The sequence below is a fragment of the Brevibacillus jepli genome, assembly GCF_047229145.1.
GTDB lineage: Bacteria > Bacillota > Bacilli > Brevibacillales > Brevibacillaceae > Brevibacillus.
This window is the reverse complement of record NZ_JBFEFW010000021.1, coordinates 67,808-91,086: the sequence shown is the minus strand read 5'-3', so window position 1 is coordinate 91,086 and position 23,279 is coordinate 67,808. Positions and strand designations below refer to the sequence as shown.

Annotated in this window: 27 protein-coding genes; 6 read left to right on the top strand and 21 right to left on the bottom strand. The window is 45.0% G+C overall.

Features of this window, described 5'->3' with window-relative positions; genetic code table 11:
- Positions 1-144: 144 nt before the first annotated feature.
- The 3 genes from AB1L17_RS21545 to AB1L17_RS21535 all read right to left on the bottom strand — a co-directional run bounded on the left by AB1L17_RS21545 (position 145) and on the right by AB1L17_RS21535 (position 2,211).
- Positions 145-825 (bottom strand): queuosine precursor transporter, encoded by a 681-nt coding sequence (locus AB1L17_RS21545; RefSeq protein WP_412847087.1) that lies wholly within the window; start codon positions 823-825, stop codon positions 145-147.
- A 91-nt stretch (positions 826-916) separates the two neighbouring features.
- Complete coding sequence (locus AB1L17_RS21540) at positions 917-1,543, bottom strand: Crp/Fnr family transcriptional regulator (protein ID WP_412847088.1); 627 nt, start codon at positions 1,541-1,543, stop codon at positions 917-919.
- A 140-nt stretch (positions 1,544-1,683) separates the two neighbouring features.
- On the bottom strand, positions 1,684-2,211 hold the full coding sequence (locus AB1L17_RS21535) for an HPP family protein (RefSeq protein WP_412847089.1): 528 nt from the start codon (positions 2,209-2,211) through the stop codon (positions 1,684-1,686).
- Between the two features lie 137 nt (positions 2,212-2,348).
- On the opposite strand from AB1L17_RS21535, the gene AB1L17_RS21530 reads away from it, so the two are divergent.
- From AB1L17_RS21530 to AB1L17_RS21520, 3 genes are all read left to right on the top strand, one after another.
- On the top strand, positions 2,349-3,305 hold the full coding sequence (locus AB1L17_RS21530) for a GntR family transcriptional regulator (protein WP_412847090.1): 957 nt from the start codon (positions 2,349-2,351) through the stop codon (positions 3,303-3,305).
- Between the two features lie 161 nt (positions 3,306-3,466).
- Positions 3,467-4,528 (top strand): YybI family spore inner coat protein, encoded by a 1,062-nt coding sequence (locus AB1L17_RS21525; RefSeq protein WP_412847091.1) that lies wholly within the window; start codon positions 3,467-3,469, stop codon positions 4,526-4,528.
- Positions 4,529-4,797: 269 nt separating this feature from the next.
- Complete coding sequence (locus AB1L17_RS21520; protein ID WP_412847092.1) at positions 4,798-5,799, top strand: phosphotransferase enzyme family protein; 1,002 nt, start codon at positions 4,798-4,800, stop codon at positions 5,797-5,799.
- Between the two features lie 67 nt (positions 5,800-5,866).
- Here AB1L17_RS21520 and AB1L17_RS21515 read toward each other — a convergent pair whose 3' ends face one another.
- Positions 5,867-6,256 carry a VOC family protein gene (locus AB1L17_RS21515; RefSeq protein ID WP_412847093.1) on the bottom strand — a complete coding sequence of 130 codons (390 nt, stop codon included), beginning with the start codon at positions 6,254-6,256 and terminating at the stop codon, positions 5,867-5,869.
- A gap of 110 nt (positions 6,257-6,366) precedes the next feature.
- Entirely contained in the window at positions 6,367-7,647 is a 1,281-nt protein-coding gene (locus AB1L17_RS21510) for an NCS2 family permease (RefSeq protein ID WP_412847182.1), read from the bottom strand.
- 167 nt (positions 7,648-7,814) lie between these two features.
- Between AB1L17_RS21510 and AB1L17_RS21505 the strand changes: the two genes are divergently transcribed.
- The 3 genes from AB1L17_RS21505 (at position 7,815) to AB1L17_RS21495 (ending at position 10,923) form a co-directional block, all read left to right on the top strand.
- Positions 7,815-8,684, top strand: coding sequence for a LysR family transcriptional regulator (locus AB1L17_RS21505; RefSeq protein ID WP_412847094.1), 870 nt, complete (start codon positions 7,815-7,817; stop codon positions 8,682-8,684).
- 93 nt (positions 8,685-8,777) lie between these two features.
- Positions 8,778-10,301, top strand: a complete 1,524-nt coding sequence (locus AB1L17_RS21500; protein ID WP_412847095.1) for a glycine betaine uptake BCCT transporter — start codon at positions 8,778-8,780, stop codon at positions 10,299-10,301.
- A gap of 91 nt (positions 10,302-10,392) precedes the next feature.
- Positions 10,393-10,923, top strand: a complete 531-nt coding sequence (locus AB1L17_RS21495) for a hypothetical protein (protein ID WP_412847096.1) — start codon at positions 10,393-10,395, stop codon at positions 10,921-10,923.
- Positions 10,924-10,954: 31 nt separating this feature from the next.
- Here AB1L17_RS21495 and AB1L17_RS21490 read toward each other — a convergent pair whose 3' ends face one another.
- From AB1L17_RS21490 to AB1L17_RS21415, 16 genes are all read right to left on the bottom strand, one after another.
- Positions 10,955-11,407 carry a 2-thiouracil desulfurase family protein gene (locus tag AB1L17_RS21490; RefSeq protein ID WP_412847097.1) on the bottom strand — a complete coding sequence of 151 codons (453 nt, stop codon included), beginning with the start codon at positions 11,405-11,407 and terminating at the stop codon, positions 10,955-10,957.
- Between the two features lie 24 nt (positions 11,408-11,431).
- Complete coding sequence (gene coaA / locus AB1L17_RS21485; RefSeq protein ID WP_412847098.1) at positions 11,432-12,370, bottom strand: type I pantothenate kinase; 939 nt, start codon at positions 12,368-12,370, stop codon at positions 11,432-11,434.
- A 191-nt stretch (positions 12,371-12,561) separates the two neighbouring features.
- Positions 12,562-13,014, bottom strand: coding sequence for a Dps family protein (locus AB1L17_RS21480; RefSeq protein WP_412847099.1), 453 nt, complete (start codon positions 13,012-13,014; stop codon positions 12,562-12,564).
- Between the two features lie 88 nt (positions 13,015-13,102).
- Positions 13,103-13,549: an SUKH-3 domain-containing protein gene (locus AB1L17_RS21475; protein WP_412847100.1), complete on the bottom strand. Its 447-nt coding sequence runs from the start codon at positions 13,547-13,549 to the stop codon at positions 13,103-13,105.
- Between the two features lie 41 nt (positions 13,550-13,590).
- The gene (locus AB1L17_RS21470) at positions 13,591-14,172 is read right to left on the bottom strand and encodes a suppressor of fused domain protein (RefSeq protein WP_412847101.1); all 582 of its coding nucleotides are present in this window, start codon (positions 14,170-14,172) and stop codon (positions 13,591-13,593) included.
- 60 nt (positions 14,173-14,232) lie between these two features.
- Positions 14,233-14,649 carry a hypothetical protein gene (locus AB1L17_RS21465; RefSeq protein WP_412847102.1) on the bottom strand — a complete coding sequence of 139 codons (417 nt, stop codon included), beginning with the start codon at positions 14,647-14,649 and terminating at the stop codon, positions 14,233-14,235.
- A 104-nt stretch (positions 14,650-14,753) separates the two neighbouring features.
- Entirely contained in the window at positions 14,754-15,548 is a 795-nt protein-coding gene (imm47, locus tag AB1L17_RS21460) for an Imm47 family immunity protein (protein ID WP_412847103.1), read from the bottom strand.
- A 71-nt stretch (positions 15,549-15,619) separates the two neighbouring features.
- Positions 15,620-16,144, bottom strand: coding sequence for a hypothetical protein (locus AB1L17_RS21455; protein ID WP_412847104.1), 525 nt, complete (start codon positions 16,142-16,144; stop codon positions 15,620-15,622).
- Between the two features lie 214 nt (positions 16,145-16,358).
- Positions 16,359-16,679, bottom strand: coding sequence for a hypothetical protein (locus AB1L17_RS21450; protein ID WP_412847105.1), 321 nt, complete (start codon positions 16,677-16,679; stop codon positions 16,359-16,361).
- Positions 16,680-16,802: 123 nt separating this feature from the next.
- Positions 16,803-17,696 carry a nucleotidyl transferase AbiEii/AbiGii toxin family protein gene (locus AB1L17_RS21445; protein ID WP_412847106.1) on the bottom strand — a complete coding sequence of 298 codons (894 nt, stop codon included), beginning with the start codon at positions 17,694-17,696 and terminating at the stop codon, positions 16,803-16,805.
- Between the two features lie 21 nt (positions 17,697-17,717).
- On the bottom strand, positions 17,718-18,302 hold the full coding sequence (locus AB1L17_RS21440; RefSeq protein ID WP_412847107.1) for a hypothetical protein: 585 nt from the start codon (positions 18,300-18,302) through the stop codon (positions 17,718-17,720).
- 433 nt (positions 18,303-18,735) lie between these two features.
- On the bottom strand, positions 18,736-19,359 hold the full coding sequence (locus AB1L17_RS21435) for a hypothetical protein (protein ID WP_412847109.1): 624 nt from the start codon (positions 19,357-19,359) through the stop codon (positions 18,736-18,738).
- A 128-nt stretch (positions 19,360-19,487) separates the two neighbouring features.
- Complete coding sequence (cdiI, locus tag AB1L17_RS21430) at positions 19,488-19,814, bottom strand: ribonuclease toxin immunity protein CdiI (RefSeq protein WP_412847110.1); 327 nt, start codon at positions 19,812-19,814, stop codon at positions 19,488-19,490.
- Positions 19,814-20,248: a hypothetical protein gene (locus AB1L17_RS21425; protein ID WP_412847111.1), complete on the bottom strand. Its 435-nt coding sequence runs from the start codon at positions 20,246-20,248 to the stop codon at positions 19,814-19,816. The genes cdiI and AB1L17_RS21425 overlap by 1 nt, the downstream gene beginning before the upstream one ends.
- A 20-nt stretch (positions 20,249-20,268) precedes the next feature.
- The gene (locus AB1L17_RS21420) at positions 20,269-20,424 is read right to left on the bottom strand and encodes a hypothetical protein (RefSeq protein ID WP_412847112.1); all 156 of its coding nucleotides are present in this window, start codon (positions 20,422-20,424) and stop codon (positions 20,269-20,271) included.
- An 80-nt stretch (positions 20,425-20,504) separates the two neighbouring features.
- Positions 20,505-23,231, bottom strand: coding sequence for an S-layer homology domain-containing protein (locus AB1L17_RS21415; protein ID WP_412847113.1), 2,727 nt, complete (start codon positions 23,229-23,231; stop codon positions 20,505-20,507).
- Between the last annotated feature and the right edge of the window lie 48 nt (positions 23,232-23,279).

Below are 23,279 nucleotides of genomic sequence, written 5' to 3'. Positions count from 1 at the left end.
GGAAGTAGCTTCTTAGAAAATCGTAACCGTATAATCTGAACATTATGTAGATTTGCTGTAAAGTTTGTATAATCCTTCTAAACTTAATACAACAAAAACCGCCAAGATCCATCGTCCTTGGCGGTTTTTCTGTGATTTTGTCAGTTAGCTTTCGTCTACTTTCATACTGCGTGCGATATAAAGAACCGGCGTCGAAGCAGCCGATACGACAAACTTGATCAGGTAAGTAGTCAACAGGATTTGCCACCATACGTCCATCGGGAATTCTCCCAAAAAGGCAATCGTACAGAAGGTAACCGAGTCGAGCAATTGGCTGAAGAGCGTGCTTCCATTATTGCGAATCCAGAGCTGATTTGGGCCCGGGCATTTTTTCTTCAACCATGAATAGATTTTCACGTCGACAAATTGGCTGACGAAATACGCACATAGACTACCCAACGCCACTCTTGGCATCAAGCCGAATATCGTCTCCAACGATCCTTGGGCAATGTCCGTTTCCTGTGGTTCAAAAACAAGTACGAGCTGCATGATAATCGTTGCCGCAATTAAAGTAAAGAAGCCGAACCATACTGCTTTTTTCGCTTCTCTTTCTCCATACTTCTCGTTCAACAGATCGCTCACCAAATAAATAGAAGCATAAATCGTATTGCCGAGCGTCATGACCAGACCGAACATCTCGATTGTTTTGACCACCTGGATGTTAGCCAGTACAGTGGCCATCCCGATCCACGCGTACAGCCCCATTCTGCCGAAAAAACGGTAGCAGAGCAGGAACAGTCCGAAATTCACCAGAGCAAAAATCACTCCGATCCAAAGATTAAACATATAAGTTCCTCCTAGTTTTGATAACGCGGGAGTTTACGAACCGCGGCCCTTTTTAGGCATTCAATCATTTTACTTGGATTCTCTTATTTTATCAACATTTTCCCGCCACCATTCTCGATGCATGCACAGCAATCGACATTCGTGACACCAACACAATTCCCTCTTCTACCAAGCTCGCCAATGCCAATGAAACCGTTTCTCTGGTCGCCCCCACCATGTTGGCAATCTCCTGATGAGACAGAGATAAGGTCAATTTCCAAAAAGGCTCTTCTACCTCTCCAAATCGCCGACATAACTGAACCAGCAGATGCAGCACCCTCTCCCTAACCGAATCCAGAGCCAGCTTCTCCATCCTCTCCTCTTGTTCTCCCAACCGTTTGGACAACTGGTACATCACTTCTTTCAAGCTCGGTGGACATGCTTGCAGCAGTTCTTCCATCCGATTGGCACTCCAGTGAGTCAGGATTGTTTTTTGCATCGCTTCAATATAGACAGCCCGTGCCCCCAGCGCCATCTCACAGGTCTCACCGAAAACGGCTCCGGGTCCCAGCAATCCAACCGTAAATGCTTTTCCATGCTCGTTCAGTCGAGATAGACGTATGAGTCCTTTTTGGATGAAGAAGACGCCTTTTCTGGTGTCATTCGGAGTCTTGAAGACCGTTTTCTTGGCTAAGACGATTTGCTCACCTGTTTGATCAGGTTCGATCCATTCCTTCATGATAAATCACCCACCATTTTTAAATACCTAGTTACCTATACTTTTATGTATTTAAGTCTTTTTGTCAATCAGTCTCCATTCGTTTTAGCCAAAGAAAAGACCCCCTTTATAAAAGGCGGCCATTATTCACCGTGATGCTCCTACACCCAAAACACAGGATACGCACGTTTCTTATGCATGTTATTGACGAACAGAGCAACCAGCACAACTACGATCGCCCCTATGAGTACCGGAGACAGTAAAAACTCCCACCCCCTGCCGTCCATCACAATCACGATCGGATTGGCACCCGCAGGAGGATGTGTCGTCTTCGTCACATGCATGACGACAATCGCCAGACCAACACTAACAGCTACTACCCAGAGCTGCGATCCTCCTATTTGATAAAGGACAACGCCGACCAAGCTCGTGAAAAAATGTCCCCCGATGATATTGCGCGGCTGAGACAACGGAGAATCCCACGCCACAAAAGCGAGCACACAGCTTGCTCCGAATGAAGCCATCAACCAGACAGCTGTAGTTAATTCCGTCAGCATGCCTAGTACTCCTATCGTTACCAATCCTCCTAGCCCACCAATCAAGGCAACAGAGCCAGATATTTTCAAGGGCGTTCTGCTTCTCCCCTTCATTTTGGCTACAAATCCCTTCAGGCTCCATCCATCGTTCATGACGCCACCTCCTACGCACATGGTAGCAAGTAGCCCTTCCTCGTTCTGTATGTTATCTAACAAAAACATAAATAATAGCTAGTTACCTAGATATTTAGTAAAATGAACACAAACACCTGACAGTGAGGCGAATATCCATGACTCAATCGCTTGTACAGCTAAACGCCGATTTTCCAATCCCTATTCATGTGCAAATAAAAGAACAATTGAAGCTTCTCATTGGCTTGGGCCATCTCCAACCGGGTGAAATGCTTCCACCGGCTGCACAATTAGCAGATCAACTGCAAGTAAATCGCAACACCATTAACACTGTATACACCCAACTACGTGATGAAGGGCTCGTCCACATGCAAAAAGGCCGTGGTACTTCTATCGCAGACAAACCTGCTATTTCTGCCTTTCGCATGCGCCAGCAATCGCTTTACGACCACGCCAAAACAATGATGACAGAAGCACAGCACCTACCCTTTTCGCTGGATGAGCTCATGCTTGCAGCCATTGCTTACCAGCATTTGTTTCTTTCCCAGTCCACGAAAGAAGCTCGCTGGCTGTTGGTGGAATGTCACGAGCATGATCATCCCTTTTATCGTACGAAAATCGAAGAGATTATCGGCCATCCCATTCAGGTTGCCTATCTTGAATATGATCAAGAGATCCTGTCCGCCATACAAGAGGCCGATCAAATTGTCACCACTGTCAACCATGCCGATGAAGTAAAAGAATGGGCTGCTCGTTATAACAAATCAGTCCTCATCATAGGAGCAAATGCCCAGATGAGCACGCTTCTGGAGATCGCTCGCCTGGAGTCTGGCAGTGCGGTTGGGTTTGTTTGTCTGGGAAAAAAGGGCGGGGAATGGATGGCTAAGCGTGTACAAGAAGCAGGGATCGGACAAATTCAACATATGATCGCAGGAGTCGCTGATGAACACTCCCTGCAGCAAATCATCCACGATTCGGACTTGCTATATGCTTCTGCTGCGGTATACGATCAACTGCTCGCGTTGGCTCCAAATAAAACCCGTCTCTATCCCATGCAGCTGGAGCAAAGCAGCGAGGCTCTACTAAAAGAAGCGAGCCATATCTTCGTGTCCTAACATTTTCCTGTTACTGTTTTGTAGGATTTATGTCGTAGGTCTGTAACCATTCCTTCCTCTCTATCGTACATAATGAATGTGTAGCAAGGACAAGCACAAGATACAGTACACTACACATTACATCATGAGCAGTCAGCAAGACTGGGGAGGAGATTCATCACATGAAACACTTGCACAAACTCGTAACCGGAACCGTACTTACTTCCGTACTTTTCACCGGAGGATATGCACTGACAGCAGATGCGAGCAATACGAGTGCTACCACAAAAGGTTTGCAAGAGATCACGAAAAAAACCGCAGACGTAACGGGTGACAAGAATGCGGACACAATTGTTCTGTACGGTAAAAAAGAGAAAAACAGCCCATTCGTAAAAGACCTTACCATTAAAGTAACAGATGGCAAAACGAAGAAATCTCTCAACATCGACGTGAAGGAAGACGGCTACGAGCCGAAGCTCTCCGTACAAGATTTTACTTACGATAAAAAAGGCGAAATCATGGTTACTGCAAGCACTGGCGGAAGCGGCGGCTACACAACCAACCAAATTTTCACCGTCAAAGATGGAAAAGCGAAAGATCTCAGCCTGCCAGGTCTGGATAAAGACAAGTCCGGTGTAGTCGGCGGTGGCTTCGTGGAACTGAAACCAATCGACCTGAACAAAAATGGCCTCTACGTGCTGGAAGGCACAGAGCGTCTGACTGGTGATTACAATGCAGACGTTCGCGGCTACCTCAAATCCAAATGGAAATGGAATCAATCCAAATGGGAATTGATGAGCGCCAACTTCGAACCAACTGCTAAGGATATCAACGTGTATGAAGATATGTTCAAGAGCAAAGACTCTGCCTTTGCTTTCAAAGGACCCAAATCCTGGAATGGCAACATCATCGTAGAAGAATTGACTGGCGCTGATGCAAAGAAATATATGCCAGAAGCGAAAAGTGTAACTCAATTCATCTTCAATGCCAAGAAAGAAGACGACCGTTACCCAGTATTAACAATCACTGCATTTGACAAAAACGATTGGAAAAAACTGAACAACCCGGATGAGCCACCAGTAGGCGATGTTATCGCACAAAACGCAGCGACGAATACTGTATATGTAGCGAGCATGCCACAGGATAGCGTATTTGACCCAGCAACTGAACAAGGGAAGAAATTCCAGTCCCTCGTAATGAATTTGGACCAAGTGAAAAAAGCGTTTGTTTTCGTAGCTCGCTAATTGAATTGATGCTATAAGTTAAGCCCCTTTGCCTCCAAAAATGGCAAGGGGGATTTTTGGTATTATTTTCTTTTTATTCCAAATACGTTATACTGATCGAAGTCTATTAAGAAAGGGAGTGGCAAAATGGAATTTACTCTTACCGTTACACTCGTAGCCCCTCGCTCTTGCATGTGGAGACGGACGAAGTAGGTAAGTTGTGAGGGGACGATGCTGTAATGCTGGCATGACAAAAGTCATGACCTTATTACGAAAAGAGGATCGTACCCATGATGAGATTAAGCACGATGCAAAAGGTAGTAGCGACTGTCGATGAAGAATGGAAAAGCCCGCTAGCCGAGCAGATTATGGAACGCTGGGCTCACGACGAAGACTCGATCTATTACTATCGCTCCAGCGCCAACTTCGTATTCATTTTTGAAGTCGATGGACAATCGCATTTTTTGCGGTTTAACGATGCAAGCGAAAGAACCGCGGAGAGTATAGAAGCTGAGCTGCAAATCTTGCAATATCTGCGAGACAAGTCCGTTCATACCGCCCAACCGGTTCTATCCGTGAACAATCGGTATGTAGAGACGGTGGAAACAGATATCGGAACGTTTCATGCTGTCGTTTTCCAAGGACTTTCAGGCGAACACGCTGAAATGGAAGAGCTCTCGGAAGAGCAGTACATGCAGTGGGGACGCACGCTCGGGCAATTACATGCGAGCTTGCAGGACATACCGGAGCACCTTCGTGCCGAGCGTCACAATTGGAAGGACCAGCTGGACTTTGCCAAAACGATGATGACAGATGACGAGCCTTTTGCGCAAAAAGAATGGGAAGCCGTGATGAAATGGGCTGATGAACTGGCTGCATCCCCTCAAAACTACGGGATCATTCATTACGATTTCGAGCTGGATAATCTATGCTGGGACAACGGACTAGCCAGCGTCCTCGATTTCGATGATTGCGTAAATCATTGGTATCTCGCAGATATCGCCTATGCGCTCCGCCAATTTTCCGAGTATGCGGTCGATCTGGAGAATGCCGATATTCAGGCTTTTCTCAAAGGATACTCCGAAGCATATCCATTAGACATGAATGACCTGCCGCAGCTGAATGGATTCTTGCGGATGCATAATCTGGTGATGTTCGCCAAGCTACTGCGAACAGTTGATATCCCAGAAAACCCAGACTATCCTGAATGGCTTACAGACCTCCGAACGGATTTGTTAGGCTATCTGGAAGAGTACCGGGAAGCATTTGAAAAGCGTGCTTCTGAAAAATAAGTTGCTCTGATGCAAGAAGGACACCCTTGCCGTAAAAAAGCGAGGAGTGTCCTTCTTCTCTTGTAGGCTACCTACCCGCAAATCTCTTCAGCTTCTCCTCTTTTTCCACTTCATCCAAGTACTCGAACAATCCAATACGATTTCCCCAAGGATCGGCAAACGTCCCCCACTTGACTGGAACTTCTTCTCGCTGGAATATTTCAAACGGCTCGATATTCAGCTCGTTCATCAGCCTTTCTCTTTCTGCCTCTATATTGATCACCGCAAATCGTACAGGACCGCTTCCTTCTGCGGGCGTCCCCTCTGCCAGCTGCAGCCAGCATCCAGGCAATACCTCCCACTCGGCAAAGCCTTCATGGGGAACAAAATCAGGCTCTCTTTGCAGGAAGCTTCGGTACCACGCTTGTCCTTTTACAAAATCAGAAGTGCGTAATTGAAACGTCATCTCGTGGATCATGGAAAAGCCTCCTGTTTATTCTGATCCATCCATTATTTCACAATCGGTACATTGCTTGCTACAGAATAGTAACAAAAAAATCCCCCGACCAAGGTCGAGGGAATGATTGGCTACGCAAAGATCGGCAGCATGAGATTCAGCAAGAACAATCCAGCGATGACATACATGAGCGCAGGCACTTCACGTCGCTTGCCCAATGCGAGCTTCATGAGCGGATACGCGACGAAGCCAAAGGCGATTCCATCTACAATACTGTAGGACAACGGGATAATCGCGATAATCAAAAAGGCAGGGAAGCCTTCCGAGAAGTCCTTCAAATTGATGTTCTGCACATTTTGCAGCATCAGTGCACCAATGATGATGAGCACCGGAGCGATTGCTCCATCCGGAATCATTTTGATAACCGGAAGCAAGCCAAGCGAGAGCAGGAACAATGTACCTGTTACAAGCGAGGTCAACCCCGTACGGCCTCCTGCCGCGATTCCAGCCGCTGTCTCCACCGTAGATACTGTCGGGCTGGTTCCCATAATACCGGAGATCGCAGCAGACAACGCATTGGCTTGCAGCGAGCGACGGAACTTTTGCGGCTGCCCAATCATCGAGGTATGACCATGAATCAAACCAATGTTTTCAAAGACGATGACCATCGCCAATGAGAAGGTCGCGATCCAAAATGGCAATGCCCATATTGCTGAAAAGGAAAGGCCAGCAAAGACGCTTCCGTAATCCGCGAACGAAAACGACCCTCCCCCTCCTGGCTCGACAATCCCGAACAAAAAGCCAAGTCCTGTACCAGCCGCGATTCCGATTAAAAAGTTACCAGGCACATTGCGAACGAACAAAATCAACGTAACAATCAAGGTGATCAGAGTGACGATCACATGCGGGCTGGACAAGTCTCCCAACGCCACAAACGTAGACGGATTCATGACGATCAGCCCGCCCTTTTGCAGCCCGATGAAGGTCAAGAACAACCCGATCCCTACCGTAATCGCTTCTTTTAGCGAAGTAGGAATGGCATTGGATAATATCGTCGCCGCGCGCGTAAAGGCGATGACTGTAAAAATCAGACCGGAAACAAAAACAGCAGCCAGAGCTTCCTGCCAAGTAAGGCCCATCGATTGGCATAATGTATACGTAAAGAGTGCATTAATCCCCATGCCGGGAACCAGAATAATCGGTGCATTCGCCCAAAAGGCCATGAGAAGTGACCCAATGAATGCCGTCAAAACAGTTGCCAGAATGCCTGCTTCCATCGGAATTCCAGCATCATTTAATATCGAAGCGTTTACGGCAACAATGTAGACAATGGTGACAAAGCCAATAAATCCGGCGATGATTTCCCTTTGAAACGTCGTGTCGTAAGCGCGCAAGTGAAAAAGTTTTTCCATCCACGTACGCACGTATTTTCCCTTCTTTCCTTCGTGTCTTTTCCTTGAAGTGAAGTTTCACAGAAAACATGCTATCATAGCGTCATCAATATGAAAAATATCCATAAAATCTAACTTTCATATCGTTTTCATATGGAACAACATACTGAGGAAAGAAGGCATCCAGCGTGGATATTCGGCAGTTGCGTTACTTTATCGCCATAGCAGAGGAAGGCCAAATCACAGGAGCCGCGAAAAGACTGAATATGGCACAGCCGCCTCTCAGTCAGCAGCTAAAGCAAATGGAGGATGAACTCGGCGTTATCCTCATTGAGCGCTCCGGTAAACGGATGGAGCTGACAGAAGCAGGGCATACCCTTTACAGGCAAGCACTCAACATCGTCCATCAAATGGAGGAGGCTCTCTCCGAGGTCAAAGAAACAGGGGAAGGCATTCGCGGGACGCTATCCATCGGGGTCAGTGCGTTGTCAGCCTATCGCCTGCCCGAACAAATTCGTCTGTTTCAGCAAAAATACCCACTCATTACCTATAAAATCTGGAAGGGCGACACTCAGCTACTCAATCAATGGCTGGAGCGCAGAACCATCGAGGTCGCCATCGTTCGCCTCCCCCACTCCTTGAACAACTGCACCATGATTCCGTTGGAAGAAGAGGATTTTGTACTCATCGTTCCTGCCAGCTCCCCCTATGCCGATCGCACAGAAATCCATATGCGTGAGATCGCACAGCTCCCGCTCATCATGCCGAGCACCCCGGGATTGGGCATCTACGACTTGATTATCAAAGAATTTTCCCGTCTTGGGGTCGAGCCGCATGTCATCTGCGAATGCCCGGACATCTCGCTGATCGTAAGCATGGTTGCCTCCTCGGTCGGTTCCTCCATCGTCCCGATTTCAGCTTGGGCGACCCATCAAAGCGAGCAAATTCGCGGGATTCGGCTCGCGGGAACTTCTATTTACTCTTCCGCTGCCGTCGTCTGGCAGTCTGGTCGCCATCTGTCCAAAGCAGCGAATCGGTTTATCGAGATGTTTTCATAATCACTTGATTCCCTCATGACCCATGGAATAATCTTGGAAATCCCGCGGGATGATAAACTATTACCATTTCTTGTAGATCCCGGGAGGATAAAGATGACTTTCCTGATATCCTTGGCGATTGTATTTGTCATTGTGCTGTTCGGCGCCATTTCTCCGGAGCTTTTTGCCTCTGTGGCATCCCAAGTACTGAAAGTGACTACGACGAATTTTGGCTGGTTTTATTTGATCGTGACATTCGGATTTCTGATCTTTGGCGTATTCCTTGCTTTTAGCAGATACGGGCAAATTCCATTGGGGAGTGACGATGACGAACCGGAATATTCGCTGCCTACCTGGTTTGCCATGCTGTTTTCTGCCGGGATGGGGATTGGTCTTGTCTTTTGGGGAGTAGCGGAGCCAGTCTCCCATTACTTTTCTCCGCCAGCGGGCGTGACGGGACAAACGACAGAAGCTGCACAGACGGCGCTGCGCTATGCGTTTTTTCATTGGGGGCTGCATCCGTGGGGAATCTATGCTCTTATCGCTCTTGCCCTTGCGTATTTTCAGTTTCGCAAAGGGACGAAGGGCTTGATCTCCTCCACCTTTGGTCCGCTGCTCGGTGAACGCATTCACGGTCCCATTGGGAAAGCAATCGATATTTTGGCTGTCATTGCCACGGCATTCGGTGTCGCTACCTCACTAGGCCTGGGAACCCTGCAAATTAACGGAGGCTTGTCTCATCTGTTTGGCCTGCCCTCCACCACCACCGTCCAAATTGTCATCATTTCCATCATTACGGTACTGTTTCTGCTCTCTGCTACGACAGGGCTAGACAGAGGTATCAAGTACTTGAGCAATACAAATCTCGTGTTGGCCATGCTGCTTCTCATGCTGACGCTCGTATTGGGACCGACCTCGTTTATTTTTGACGCTTTTACGAGCACGCTTGGCAGCTATTTGAACAATCTCATCTCGATGAGCTTGCGGCTTACTCCGTTTACCCAAGGGACATGGGTAGCGAATTGGACGCTGTTTTACTGGTCGTGGTGGATTGCCTGGGCGCCATTCGTCGGCATGTTTATCGCACGCGTCTCCAAAGGACGCACGATCAAGGAATTCGTCATTTGCGTGATGCTCGTTCCCAGTCTGTTGAGCTTTATTTGGTTTTCCGTATTTGGCGGGACTGCGCTTCATCTCGAAATATTTGATCAAGCCCCCATTGGCGCCGCCGTTCAACAGGACATCTCTACTGCCCTGTTCCTCGCGCTGGAGCAGCTGCCGATGGGATACATTCTGGCTGTCGTTGCGATATTGTTGATCATCACGTTTTTTATCACGTCGGCGGATTCGGCTATTTTCGTGCTGGGCATGCTGTCTTCCGATGGCAACCTGAACCCGTCGAATCGGGTAAAAATCACTTGGGGCGTCCTCCAGTCGGCTATCGCGATCGTTCTTTTGTTAAGCGGCGGCTTGGAAGGTCTGCAGACAGCCTCCATCGTAGCGGCGTTGCCTTTTACCGTCATCATGGTGCTGATGTGCTTCTCCCTCGTCATGGCACTGCAGGAAGAGGACCGGATCGCGAAGAGGAAACGGAAGGAGCAGCAGAAGAAGCTGGAGAGGTTGTTGAAGGAGTTGTGAAATGTTAAAGATCCTTCCAAGAAGCATTTCGCTTCGTGAAGGGTCTTTCTTTATGGTATCATATGGTAAAAATCCCAAAGGATCTGATTACATGGAACTAGATCGTTCTTTCCGAGACAAGGTTGTACCGATACCTTACTGGAAATTAACGATTGTCTTCATCCTGTTCATTGCCTCTTTTATCATCTGGAATGTATGGGAAGCTCATAATCGTCTCTACACAGACAATCTGTACATGAAACGGTCCATTTTTACAGGCGTTATGTTTCAATTGGAACTTCTCGAGGAGCCAAACGGGGACAGAATAGAATTGTACAGCTTTGTAACCTCAGATGCTCGTGTAGATCGCCAACAAATGCAAAAAGACAACCAACTCGAGTTCTCATTACTGGAGAGTAAAATCAATTTGCTCGTTAAGGAGGAGCGAAACGTCGTATTTTATTTCCTTTTTTTGTTGTACACACTGTCCGTTTGGTATCTACTACGAAAACTACTTAGTGGCGGCGGCCTTCATGCCCTCGTATTTTTTTTATGTGTTTTCTTTAGCGTTTCTCTCTTGCGTTCGTGGGTCAAATTACAGCGGTCACTAGAAGACATCACCTATTATATAAGCAGACTGTAAAAGGGGACGCCATCATTAGCGTCCCCCTTCATTATTCATTTGCTGTTGTCGACTCAGATGTTACCTCAATCCCATTTCGGCGAAACAGTGCCGCCGTCAGACCTACTCCCGGCACTTTTTTCCCGGAAAAGCTGCCATCGTATACATGGGAGCTTCCACAGGACGGGCTGTTTTCTTTTAAGATGGCCGATGTGGCTCCTACCGTTTTCGCCAGCTTCAGCGCCTGGTTCGCCCCCATCAAAAATTCCTCGGTGACATCGCGACCTGTGTTGTCAATGATGCGTGCTCTACCATCCAGGACATCTTCTCCAGTCCCACCGATGATTTCTGCTGGTGGTCGTGGTGTTGGCAAGCCTCCCAGCTGTTCAGGACAGACGGGAATGGCCTTTCCTTCCCGGAGCAATTGCGTAAGCTCCTGATCCAAGCATGATTTCTGATCGTAGCGGCATTCACAGCCGATCAAACAGGCACTGATCACTTTCATGACAACCGTCCCCCATCTTTTTATCTACAGCTTACGCAGCTTCACGCTTTGCACCCTATGATCCTGCCCTTTGTCCAATATCAATTGGGCGCGAACACGCGTCGGCAAAATGTTTTGGCGCAAATTAGCTCCGTTAATCTCAGTCCAAATGCCAGTCGCCACCTCTGTCGCTTCCTCGTCAGACAGACTCGCGTAACGCTTGAAGTACGAGGATGGATCGGAGAAGGCCGTCTGGCGCAGCAGCTTGAACCGCTCTACATACCATTGCAGGATGTGCTTCTCTTCTGCGTGCACGTAAATCGTGAAGTCAAAGAAATCCGAGACGATGACCTCGGAGATGCGTGTGTCATTCTCGTCACCTTTTGGTGGTTGCAGCACATTCAAGCCTTCGACAATCAAAATGTCAGGCTGTCTAACTGTTTGCCATTCATCTGGCACGATGTCATACACGAGATGGGAGTAGACAGGTGCTTTCACTTCAGGCAAGCCAGATTTCACATCAGATAAAAAATTGATAAAACGGCGCAAATCATAGCTCTCCGGGAATCCCTTGCGCTTCATTATTCCACGTTCTTCTAGAACCCTGTTCGGGTACAGGAACCCATCTGTCGTTACCAGATCGACCTTCGGATGATTCGGCCATCGTGACAACAGCGTCTGCAAAATGCGAGCTGTTGTGCTTTTGCCTACAGCCACACTACCCGCGATTCCAATAATAAACGGTACCTTGCCATCCTGGTTCCCTAAAAAAGTGTGTGTCGCCTGGTACAGCTCCTGCGTGCCTCCGACATACAAATTCAGCAGACGGGACAACGGCAGGTAAATGTCGGCGACTTCTGTCATAGACATTTTCTCGTTCAAGCCTTGCAAAAGAGAAAGCTCGTTATCAGATATAGTCAGCGGCGTGGAAGCCCTTAACGCACTCCACTGCTCGCGATTAAATGTAGTATAGGGTGATGCCATGGGAATGTACATCCTTTCCATCATGAAAGTGCTTTCTTTATTTCATCACAAAGTTAGTTTACACCAGCATGTCATTCTTGGGAACAAGGGGGTTGTCCCAAAAAAGGCCAGCCCTGCACTTTTGCGTACATGAATGGATAAAAAAAAGCTGACACCCCATGGCATCAGCTTTGCTTGTAATCGTGATTTTGTTATTTTCCCAAGTGAGCTTGCAGCATCCACACATGCTTTTGCAAGCTGTCCATGATCCCTAGAAACATGTCGCCAGTCGCTTCATCGTCCCCTGCTTCAGCAGCTGTAATCCCCTCTTGCAGTTCTTTAATCAGGAGAGTGAAATCACTCACGACTGCCTCCACCATCTGATCCGCAGACTCTCCACCCGTCGCTTCCTTAATGGAAGCCTGCTCCATACAGGCCTTCAACGTCGAGACAGGCTTGCCTCCAATCGTTAACAGCCGCTCCGCTAGCTCATCCACGTTCTTAGCTGCCTCTGTATAGAGCTCCTCGAATTTTTCATGCAGGGTAAAAAAGTTCGGGCCTTTCACAAACCAATGAAAGTGATGCAGCTTCATGTACAGCACAGACCAGTTGGCAACCTGTTTATTTAAGACATCGGTTACGGGCCGACTCATCGTCATACTCATCCGGACGCTCCACCTCTCATGGTATAGATATAGCGTTTGTAGTATGTGGTGAATGGCGTGTTCCTATTCTTGTGCTATTTATTTTACGTTACTTCATTTTCTCTACAGGGAGAACGAAGCAGAGCGCATCTAAAGCTTCATATATGTCGTTCCCATACTTCACCATACAGTAACCCATCTCTCCAAAAACTTTTCCTGATTCCGACATGAACAACATCATGTATTCATTACTGGCTTGACCAATCGCAATAACAGGCTCATTAATGCGCTTTTCGATCTCCAGAAAATCTTCTATTTCATAGTAATCCCCGTAAGCTTCTTCTGGGTTGAAATGAAAAGAATCACTGTCCCCATTTGGGCGCTTGAATCTGCAAGTAAGTCCGCTAAATTCTTTTAAGGCATCACGTACACAGGGAAAAACCTGATAACCTTTTGCTTCCAAAAAATCGATGGTCGACTGTATATGAACACTTCGCCCAGGATGCCAGCCTGATTCCGTCAAGATTTGTAACGTCTGTTTAGATAATAGACCCAAAGATCCACCCCCCTAAAAAAATGATCACTTTCGGATATGGTTCACGTTTTTATTATACATTTTCTCCCAACACAAAATGGATCGACTTCATTCATTTCGAGTAAATCCTCCAATTTCTCCGTCCCGTATTGTATCAGGTAGTCGTATTCGGCTTGCGAGATAAAGAATGCTAGTAGGACCTTGCCGCCTTTCTTTTCACTTCCTGTACAAACATGGCTGTATTCTACAGGGAAAGCAAACGGCTCCGTAAAGTAAATGGCATGTTTATGATATTTTTCAACGAAGGACTTATCAAATCGTTCAATCCCTCTAATGGCAGTTCCTCGCCCTATTTCTAATGCATTCTCTACACAAAAAAATAAAGCATTGGCAAGAATATACCCCGTATTGCCAAAGGCTTCATCCACAACCATTGAAATTTCTACAAGACCTTGTAGTCTGTCTTCATAATGACTCAATCCAAGCGTATTAAAGACGAGGCAATCTTGAAATACATTTTCGTATTTCAAAATTTGTAATTTTGGATTGTCATCGCTACTTTTATATATTTCTAGGTCGACTGGTTCACCTACGTATTTGCTATAGTGGTCGTAATACAGCTCTCCATATGAGGGAATGTTCATTCGTCATTTCTCCATCCTATTGCTTAGTTGCTATATAGAGCCGTTCAATCAAGGTGATAACTAGCCATGTATTTTCTCAAGAAAATCCTCTAATACTCTTTTGGTCGCGACGCCAGCTGTGGGAAGCAATTCATTTACCCGTTCGACAATGGCAGGATTGTCGCGTATCATTTGTTTCCCGTCCCGAGTCGTATAGCTTCTCAACGTATCTACACAGATCACGAAAAGCTCTTCATCTTCCGTATTCAGCAAGGATAATAAAATATTCAGTTCATGCTCGTTACAAGAACTGTCCATGCAGTACGCGAGTTTTTGCTGCCATAGTAACGGTTTCGTCAGCACATGACTGGACAGGTCCTCCCAATCCTTTTCGGTGAACTTCGCTAATATGTCAGACGCTATTATGCAGCCATCATCATACCAATAATCGACGGTATTTTGGCAGCCTGTTATGAAATCATCCAATTCTTTGTACAAGCTGGTCACCCCACTTCTATGTTCAGGTTTATTTTCATGTCTTCCATATACACTTCCAGCTCTTTCCTTTCTTTTGATCGCTTTCTCAATTTCCACCTCAAAAATTATAGTGGATGACCGTAAAAATACTTTTGACCTCGCTCCCACTTTTTGTTAGCAAGACCTTTCACATAGCTTATATAGTCTTTATAGTTATCTGCTGTGATCACAGTGTGGTAGTCCCCTGGTACTTTTTCACCTGACCAAATCGACAGTAAGGATGGAATGGTTCCCATTCGGAGCTGTTGTCCATAGTTGGCAGCGATAAACACCCTTTCCATCAGTATTTTTGTCAGGTCCCCAGGAAAGGCCAATTTTTGATAATAGTAATATTTCTTTGGATCGCAATTTTCCATGAAATCTATGTAATACTCGCCAATCTCATCTACTGTCGCCTTGTCACCCAGGTGTTCTTTGAAATTTATAAAGAAGTCAATCGAATCTCTGATCATTGCTGAAGTGTCACGAATAGTGTCCCACTCTTCCAGCAAGGCCATCAAATATGGAATGACTTCAAGTGAAAGTGTAGTAACGGCCTCAGACGCAAAGGTATCCACTGCCGCTTTGTTTCCTTCTCCTAAGAAAAGAAGATGATTGGTATCCCTCAAATCTTCATGTGTTGAAATGGAGCAAAACACTCTGATACACCCATTTAGCAAAGCCTCGTCATTCGTGTGATTCATGAGTTGAATAAGCAGTCGTTTTTGCGTAAAATCCCCTAATTTGAAAAGTTCAATCAGATGAAATAAGGCTTCGTGCTCTGTCGTTGCGCGTAAGAGGTTTTCATTTATAGCAGATGTGCTAGAAGACAATGCTTCTCCAAACCAAATGTTGTTTGAAATACCAGCGCTTTGTTTCATTCTCTATTCACCGTCCTCATTCCATTCCTGTGAGCGTAATTGTTTGCCTTGTTCGTGTTCGCTCACAGATTTTAATTGACCACTCCCGTACCATATGGTTCTTGTCCCAACTCCATGCCAAAATCAATTTCAGCTCTATTACTATGAAACTCAACCCAATTGTTTAAAACAAAGGCCGCACTGCCACAGCTAAAACTTTTGTCGTGATCATATCTTAACTTACCGCCTTTTTCGAAAAATTGAATGATCGGTTCATATATTTGTTGCCCGTTTAATGCTTTAGGATTACTTATTTCCATTAGGTAGACTAGCTCCAGATAGTTTTTGCATATTTTATAATGAATAGGATTACGAATATCCGGGGTATTTTTCTCTGCCACATTTTTAGCTTCTTCGACGAAACTCTTATCTTCAAACGTTAGAACATCCAGCGGACTCCCCAGTGGACTTTGCTTGGACAAATGAGCTTTGAAGAAACATGCTAATCTTCTCAAATATTCAGCAACTAATGCAGAATGAGATTCGTTCGGTTTGATCTCCATGTTCCAGTTAATGTCATTTAAACGTTGTACAGCAATGTCAAAAGCTGCCCCCATACGCATTACTCCTCTTGTTTACCAACCAAGCTTTTCAATGTAGAACGATTGAACCCCTCAAGGGTAGGGTTCATTCTGCATAGCCTCAGGATCTATTTCTTCAAATATTGCCCTTACTTCTGTTCCATACGCATTGCATTCTTCTACGCTTTTCAGATTGTACTGTTTGGCGACTTGAATAAAAATCACTTGGAACAAGAAAAAGGTTCTCAAATCACGATTTAGTAAAGCTAGATGATGTTCTGCTTCTTTTATTACCCTGCCATTGCCTGAATAAATGTAAATGGCCTGGCTCGTATAAGGATGTGGCTTTAAAAATGCCTATTTGAATGTACGTTTCGTTGGAAACTTCATGCGTTTTAAAATCTCCAATGTCAAAGAACTCAAAGCCGAGAAAATGGTGTGGAATGCCGTGCTTACTCATCAAGATGGCATTATCCTCTGTAAAACCTTGTCTCATTAAAGCTGGATAATTGTATTGCCAATAATCACCTGATTGTAGTAGCGAAATCAAATCATTTTCTAGCCGGATCATCTTGCCAATTTTCCTTTCTTCCCTATTAAGAAAAGCTCATTCCTCCTAGCATCGCAGATGGAATAAGCTTTGTATGATTCGTACTTTTAGCAGTCTCTCTCGGCTGTTTTATACGTCATCCTATTATCTATCCTTCGGTGTAGGACTCGGTAAATTTTCAAACGCATCCCCATTAATACCCGCAAAATCCATTCTTCTACGCAAATCACTCACAAACTTTGTAAAATACAATTCACGGTCCATCCCACGCGCGTATTCACTTAGCTCGTAATCATATTTTAAGGAAGGGTAGATGTGATATAAATCGTCGACAAGCACCTTTTTTATATCCGCTTTTTTCACAGATGGATCGATGCTGCATTCGTTCACGAGAGCCTGTAATGTTACCTGAAGTGCCTCATTATCATAGGACGGGTGTTCTACTAAATATTTTAAATCATACAGATCTTTAAACCTCGGCCTCACAATGGTTTGATGCAGCTTCCAAGCAATCTGGATCGGAAGTGGTACGGTGTATGGAACAAGAAAGCTATCTCCAAAGACAGGCTGGTACTCTAAAGGAACCGGATCTGCTTCCATATCTAAATGAAACGAAATATCCAACTGCAGCTCGCTATAGTCATCTGCTTTTCTCGGTTGGCCTTTGAAATAGTAGGCAAGATCCGTATTGATCGTCGGAAAATCATCTGCCATTGCATAATCGATACATCTCCAAAATGCATTCTCTCGAAAACTTCTAAACACCACGCCGTCGTTCAGCTCTATTTCGGTTACTTGAATCATCCAGTTTGTAAATACTTCATGTGCATGTTCGACGTCCCTGATCTTCCCCGCATACAATAAGTCGATATCATCCGCGTCCCGAATCTCTCGGTTGTCCAAATATTGTCTGATTAGAAGGCTGCCTTTTAATACAAATGGCATATCCACAAGAGCAATTCTTCTCAGCAGTGCTTCTAACACAACGAGTTCTTTTACCTCGTATTTCAACTCTACTACATCATCATACGTAATCATCTTGATCCTCCATAAAACGATTTAAGAAATCCAGCCGCTGTCCAATTCTTCTCTGCTGTCATAAATGCAGAGTTCATATTGTTCTTTCATTAGCTCTATTTGATTTGCTTGCAAAATGGTATGTATCGTTTCTACTCGATCGTAAAACTGCTTCGCGCTTTCATATTCTCTCACAGTGATAAATCTCACTTTTCCATTCGCATTCAAAGAGTTTCTCGATATATGTCCGCCATGACCCTCACATAAATTTCTTAACCTGGCGACATCATCGACCTGTACTTTTCCATGCCATTCGAAGTAAGGCTTAGAATTCTTGATGATTGGCTGGTGAAAGTACTTTTCTTCCTTTGGCGAAATCTCTACTTTTTTTCTGACGATGGTAAAACCGTTGTTTTGAAACGTAGCTGCAATCTTTTCCATCTCTTTATTCGCTTCATGAAAATCTGTTCTTCGGATAACGCCTGTGATCATCGGTTGATTGATGTAATTTCCTTGATCCAAAACGATCAAAACCGGCTTTACTTGCTCCAATTGGCACAGATCGATAAAAGCTGCCTTTTCATCAAGCTGTAGATCGTTGAAGGTAATGTGAAATTCAAATTCCATCGACGCACTCCCTAACTTTCTTTGTATTGCACAAGCAATTTATTTCCTTTTCTTCCTTTTTGTATCGACATATCTGATCTATTACTTAACCGTTTCGTTACAAAATAAAAAAGTAGAGATACGCTGAGAATCATTTCTCAACACATCTCTACTCTATATGAGTGCGAATTGCTAACCATTTAGCTTGGTGGTTGCTGATAAGTCCAGAGAGTGTACTTTTACTGACCAATGCCCCAAGATTTCATCGAGTTTTAAAGCCTAATTCCTGACCTTTGAGCCTAAAGAGCTTTGACACGTGAGTTCTGAAAGCTGAGCTCTCATCTTTGACCTTTCATCCGCAAATGCTCCAAATAATTTTAGGATGAGCCTAGTTGACCCACTAGGCAAGGGACTCTCGTTTATCAGCTATTCAAATGGTTAGCAATTCACACGGTTAATCTACAAGGTTAATTTTTGTAATCGTATTGGATTCACTTAAGATGAAATCAACTTCACACTCAAACTCATCGATTTCTTTACTAAGCGTATCCATTTTCTCTTTCAACTTCAATGGGTCTACGAGCTTCGCTTCATTTTGTTCTTTAAACGGTTTGGAGATCGCCTCCATTTCCGTATCCTTCACCTTGGAGTCCTTTCCAAAGTTCGCTTCGAGCAGCTTTTCCAATCGTAGCTGTACTTCTTCATTTTTCGATTCAACCTGCGTGACAGCATGGGTGTAATCTCTTCTCATTTTCTCCAGCAGTAGTTTTTCATACTGAATGGACGTTTTACGCTCGATGGCTTCTGCCACTGTCATTTTCTTGCCGCTAATGGTGACCATCGTCCTTGCGTTGGATTCGACGATCAGTGACTTAATTTTTTGTCTTCTTTTTATTAAATCAACGACGGATTGGTAGTTGCGCTCTGTCGTTTCCACATACAGTTCTGTTGACGTATAACCCGTTACTGGCTTAGGTCCAATTGCTGAAGACATGAAAGTCGTTTCATTGATGCCTTTTTGGATTCTTTTATCGAGTAGTTTTAATTCTGCCAGACCTCTCGTGATCGTCATTTCCATCGTGTCATTCCTCCTCGTGGAGTTTGGATAGAATTGTTTATGTATGTGCGGGTTCTAATTGAAAGTTTACTATACAACTATTTGAAAATAGCTGTCAAATCGGTAATCTTACTATCGCAATATCATCCTTATAGCACTTCTTTGACCTTTATCATTAATGAATGTACGATTTCTTTGTTTTGAGAATTCTCGATAAGGTATTCATTACAAATCTCCACCAAGCAGCTATAAAATTTAGAACTATCCATATGGATTTCCATATACTCATATGTTCGTAAAAAGATAATGATCCCATCCTGCAAAGAATCATCCCCGTCGGAATGATCAGGAAGTTCATATCCCATCATATGATCCTGCCAAGGGTCACCACTTGATAAATGTTTCAATACCTCAATGAGTTCACCTTTTAAAAAAGAAAAGTAGTCTTGGATAATTGGCGTTTCATTTGCTAGCATCAGTCGTTCACCCTCAAACAATGCAATTCACCACCTAGTTTAGCATCTTTAAGGATCTCTCTTATAAAAGGCGTTACAGAAAAGCAATTATCCAAATCATTCTCATCCAACATCGCCCAATAATTAATTGTATTTTTATGTATCCGAATGTCTTGAAGGAGATGATACCTGATGGAACTAGCCCAACTCTCCTCATCCTTTCTTTCTCCTATCGCATCATCGTATGAAGAAATAATAACGATCATGAAAGCAAACTTTTCCTCCGTATCTAGTTCTATGCTTTCATATGCGACTAAGAATTCAGCTACTCTTGAGGAATCGGACACTTCATACTCCCAATCTTGCGAAAATTCATTAGGCGCCGGTAATTTGATTTTTTTTACGAGACCTTCAATAGCACTCCTCGTAACATATTTAGGATTTGTATTCTCCATGTCTTATTTCTCCTCTTATTCTAAGGCCCGAACTGACCAGCCGTACAGCCTTGTACATTCTTCGAGAAGTTTTCGTAAAACCTGACTGCACCCGTTAATTGTCCGTAGAACTCGTATTGATCTTTGTAATTTTGGGCAATGAGTAGTGCTTGTTTTTCGGTTAGGTTTGGGGGCATTTCCGTTCTCCTTAAAGAAAAGGCTCATTCCTCCTCATCATTCAAGTTGGAATAAGCCTCTAGCAAATTATTGTCAGGTATCAAAGCTGCAAATATAGTCGATATAGCATTCGGGCAGCTTCCCCGCGAGTGACAGCCTCGCGAGCTCTAATCTGTTTATTAGCGGGAACATCGATCAACCGCTGTTTCACAGCCAAAGCCATTGTTGGTTTCGCCCAATCGGATATCGTATGCTGGTCTGTGAATTGACCCAAGTAGTCATTCGTATTGGAAGGGTAGAAATAATTTTTCTTCTCGTGTAATGCTCTTGCGCCAATGGCAGCCATTTCTTCCCGGGATATCGTATGATCTGGCCTAAACGTGCCGTCCGGATAACCTTTGACGATGTCCTTTTTCTCAGATGAAGCGATAAATGGAACATGCCATTGCGGTGAATTCACATCTGAAAAGCTCTCCGTCGCCGTTTCATCCAAAGCGTAAAAAGCTCTTACCAGCATGGCCGTGAACTCTGCACGGGTGAGCGGTGAATCAGGCTCAAAGTTGCCATTGTCGTTCCCGGTTACGATTCCTTTCGATCCCAGAAATTGTACGGCTTGCTTTAACTCAGGATCCTGATTGTCAACATCAGGGAACGATTTTGTATTATCGCCCAAGAAATATGTTCCAGAACGATTGATCTCCGATTCCATGCCGTTATTGTACGGATTGAACTTTCCTCCGATAGGCTGCGATATTTTCCCATTCGAATAGAACACGCTCTGATGTGTCGCGTCCGCCTGATTGGCAGGCAGAATGAGCCGGACGTTACTTGATACGCGCGACAGCTCCTGCCCTTGTTCATCCAAAAATTGCACGTGATATCCGCCGTTATTGTTTTCGAACAGGCGAATCACGATAACCGGGAGCGAATCGAACAGGTGGTTTACGGTCGAAAGATTCAGCATGATTTTCGCATCCCCCGCATGAACGGTAAGATAGTCGATATCCTTGCGACCAGTTAAGCTATCTTTATGCAGCTTGACTGTAAAACCTTTTTGATCTGGCAAAAACAAAATTTCCCCATTTACGACTAACTCTCTGGCAAGACCAATACTGTTTTCTGATAGTGTCTGCTGCACCGTTGTCTTCGCTTTTCGCGCATTGTCGGCAACACGGTTCATCAGCTCAGGGGTGATGACGAGTTCGCCATTTACAAGCTCTGGCTCTTCACTACTTGCGGCTGTAATTACAAGCTCTCCTGCTTGAGTCAATCCCTCCACAACAAACGGAAGCTGTCTATCAGCGACAGGAACCGATTGGACCGCAGTGTAAAATGTCTCAGACAATATGCTGCTGTCTACCACATAGAGCAAAAAGTATGCGGTCGAGTCGGGATAACCCGCTCTGCTTGCCGTTGCCCGCACAATGGTCTGCCCGGGTTTGTTTGCTTTTACGACCTGTGTGCCATTCACATTCGATAAAGTAGCTATGCTCGGATCGTCAATGGTATAAGTCATTTTCGTCCCAGGAAGTAAATGATTGACCGCAATGGACTGTTTGGCGCCAGGTTGCAGCATCGTGATATATGGATAGAGACTGATTTGCGGTGAAGTTCGTATCACAGGCTTGGCTTTAGTTCCAGAGCTAGAGCCAGTGCCAGTGCCTGTTGGCTTGTTCGCTGACACAGGGCGATCTACAGTTGGTTTGTCTGTTTTCCCTGGTCGATTATGAGCTGCCGTTTCTTCCGTGAAAACAACCAGCTTTGGCATGGATATCGAATCTTCCCAAGCCCACAGAGTCTGATCCTCTTTTAATACATAGTAATATCTTTCTTTTGAAAAAAAATCTCGATGGTGTATCGAAGCAATGTCCGTAAGCTCTGGGAAAACTTTATCGTTTTCCACTGACCACAGCTGATCGTCCTCTCGGAAGGCATACGCTTCGTCGATATTCCGATCTCGAATGTTGTTGAAATGAACCATCGTTCGCGCATCCTTTGCTGCATGTAAATATAAGGGATACTTTTTCGCGTCAGTTGTTGACCAAGACAAGACAGTGCCATCCTTCTTGTATGCATAGCTGGTAGACATGCCTGGCTCGATTTTAACGATCGCTTCAAATCCCTTCATCTGCTCAGGGCTTTTTTTAGAGCGGTTCTTCGGCAGATACATATTTGCATTCCATCTCCATACCGAACCGTCTCTTTTCACAGCGAAACCAACGCCTCTACCCATTCCTATGGATACGACATTATCTAGCAGCTTTGTTCGGACTGGAACGGGTGAGACACCCTTAGACGTGCCTACCTCACTTCCCAAGCTCCAAACAGAACCATCTGATTTCAATACGAACAAGACCTTGTAGGAACCGCTATAATGGGTGACAAGTGATGTTACATTGTTCAAGTCTTTGATCTGTCTCGGAACAGTATCCGGACTCGTTGCGAGAGTCGTGACGGGCTCTGCGTCCCAATACCAGACGGTTCCGTCTTTTTTTAGCGCAGCGTAGTTACTAATATGATTGCCGGTAGCTACCTTCCTTTTGATCGTCATCTCCTTCACATTCTGCAAACCCGGAATTTGCGCCAGCTTGGCTTTGTAGAATGGATCGGAAGAACTGAGTGGATAGCCATGGATGTACCAAGTCCATACGGTTCCATCTTTTTTTGACAGTAGCACATTATCGTTTAAGATGTGGTAATCCTCTCCGATACGTGTATATTGCTGTTCGTATACGGTTGTTGTATCGTTCCCTTTGGCTTGAATCATATGAGGTTGGGCCGTCAGGATTAGCATAACGCTTAGCACTGCTGCCATGAATCGTTTCATTGTCGAAAACTCCTTGCTCTGTCTTCTTCTAGATACCATAATCTGGAC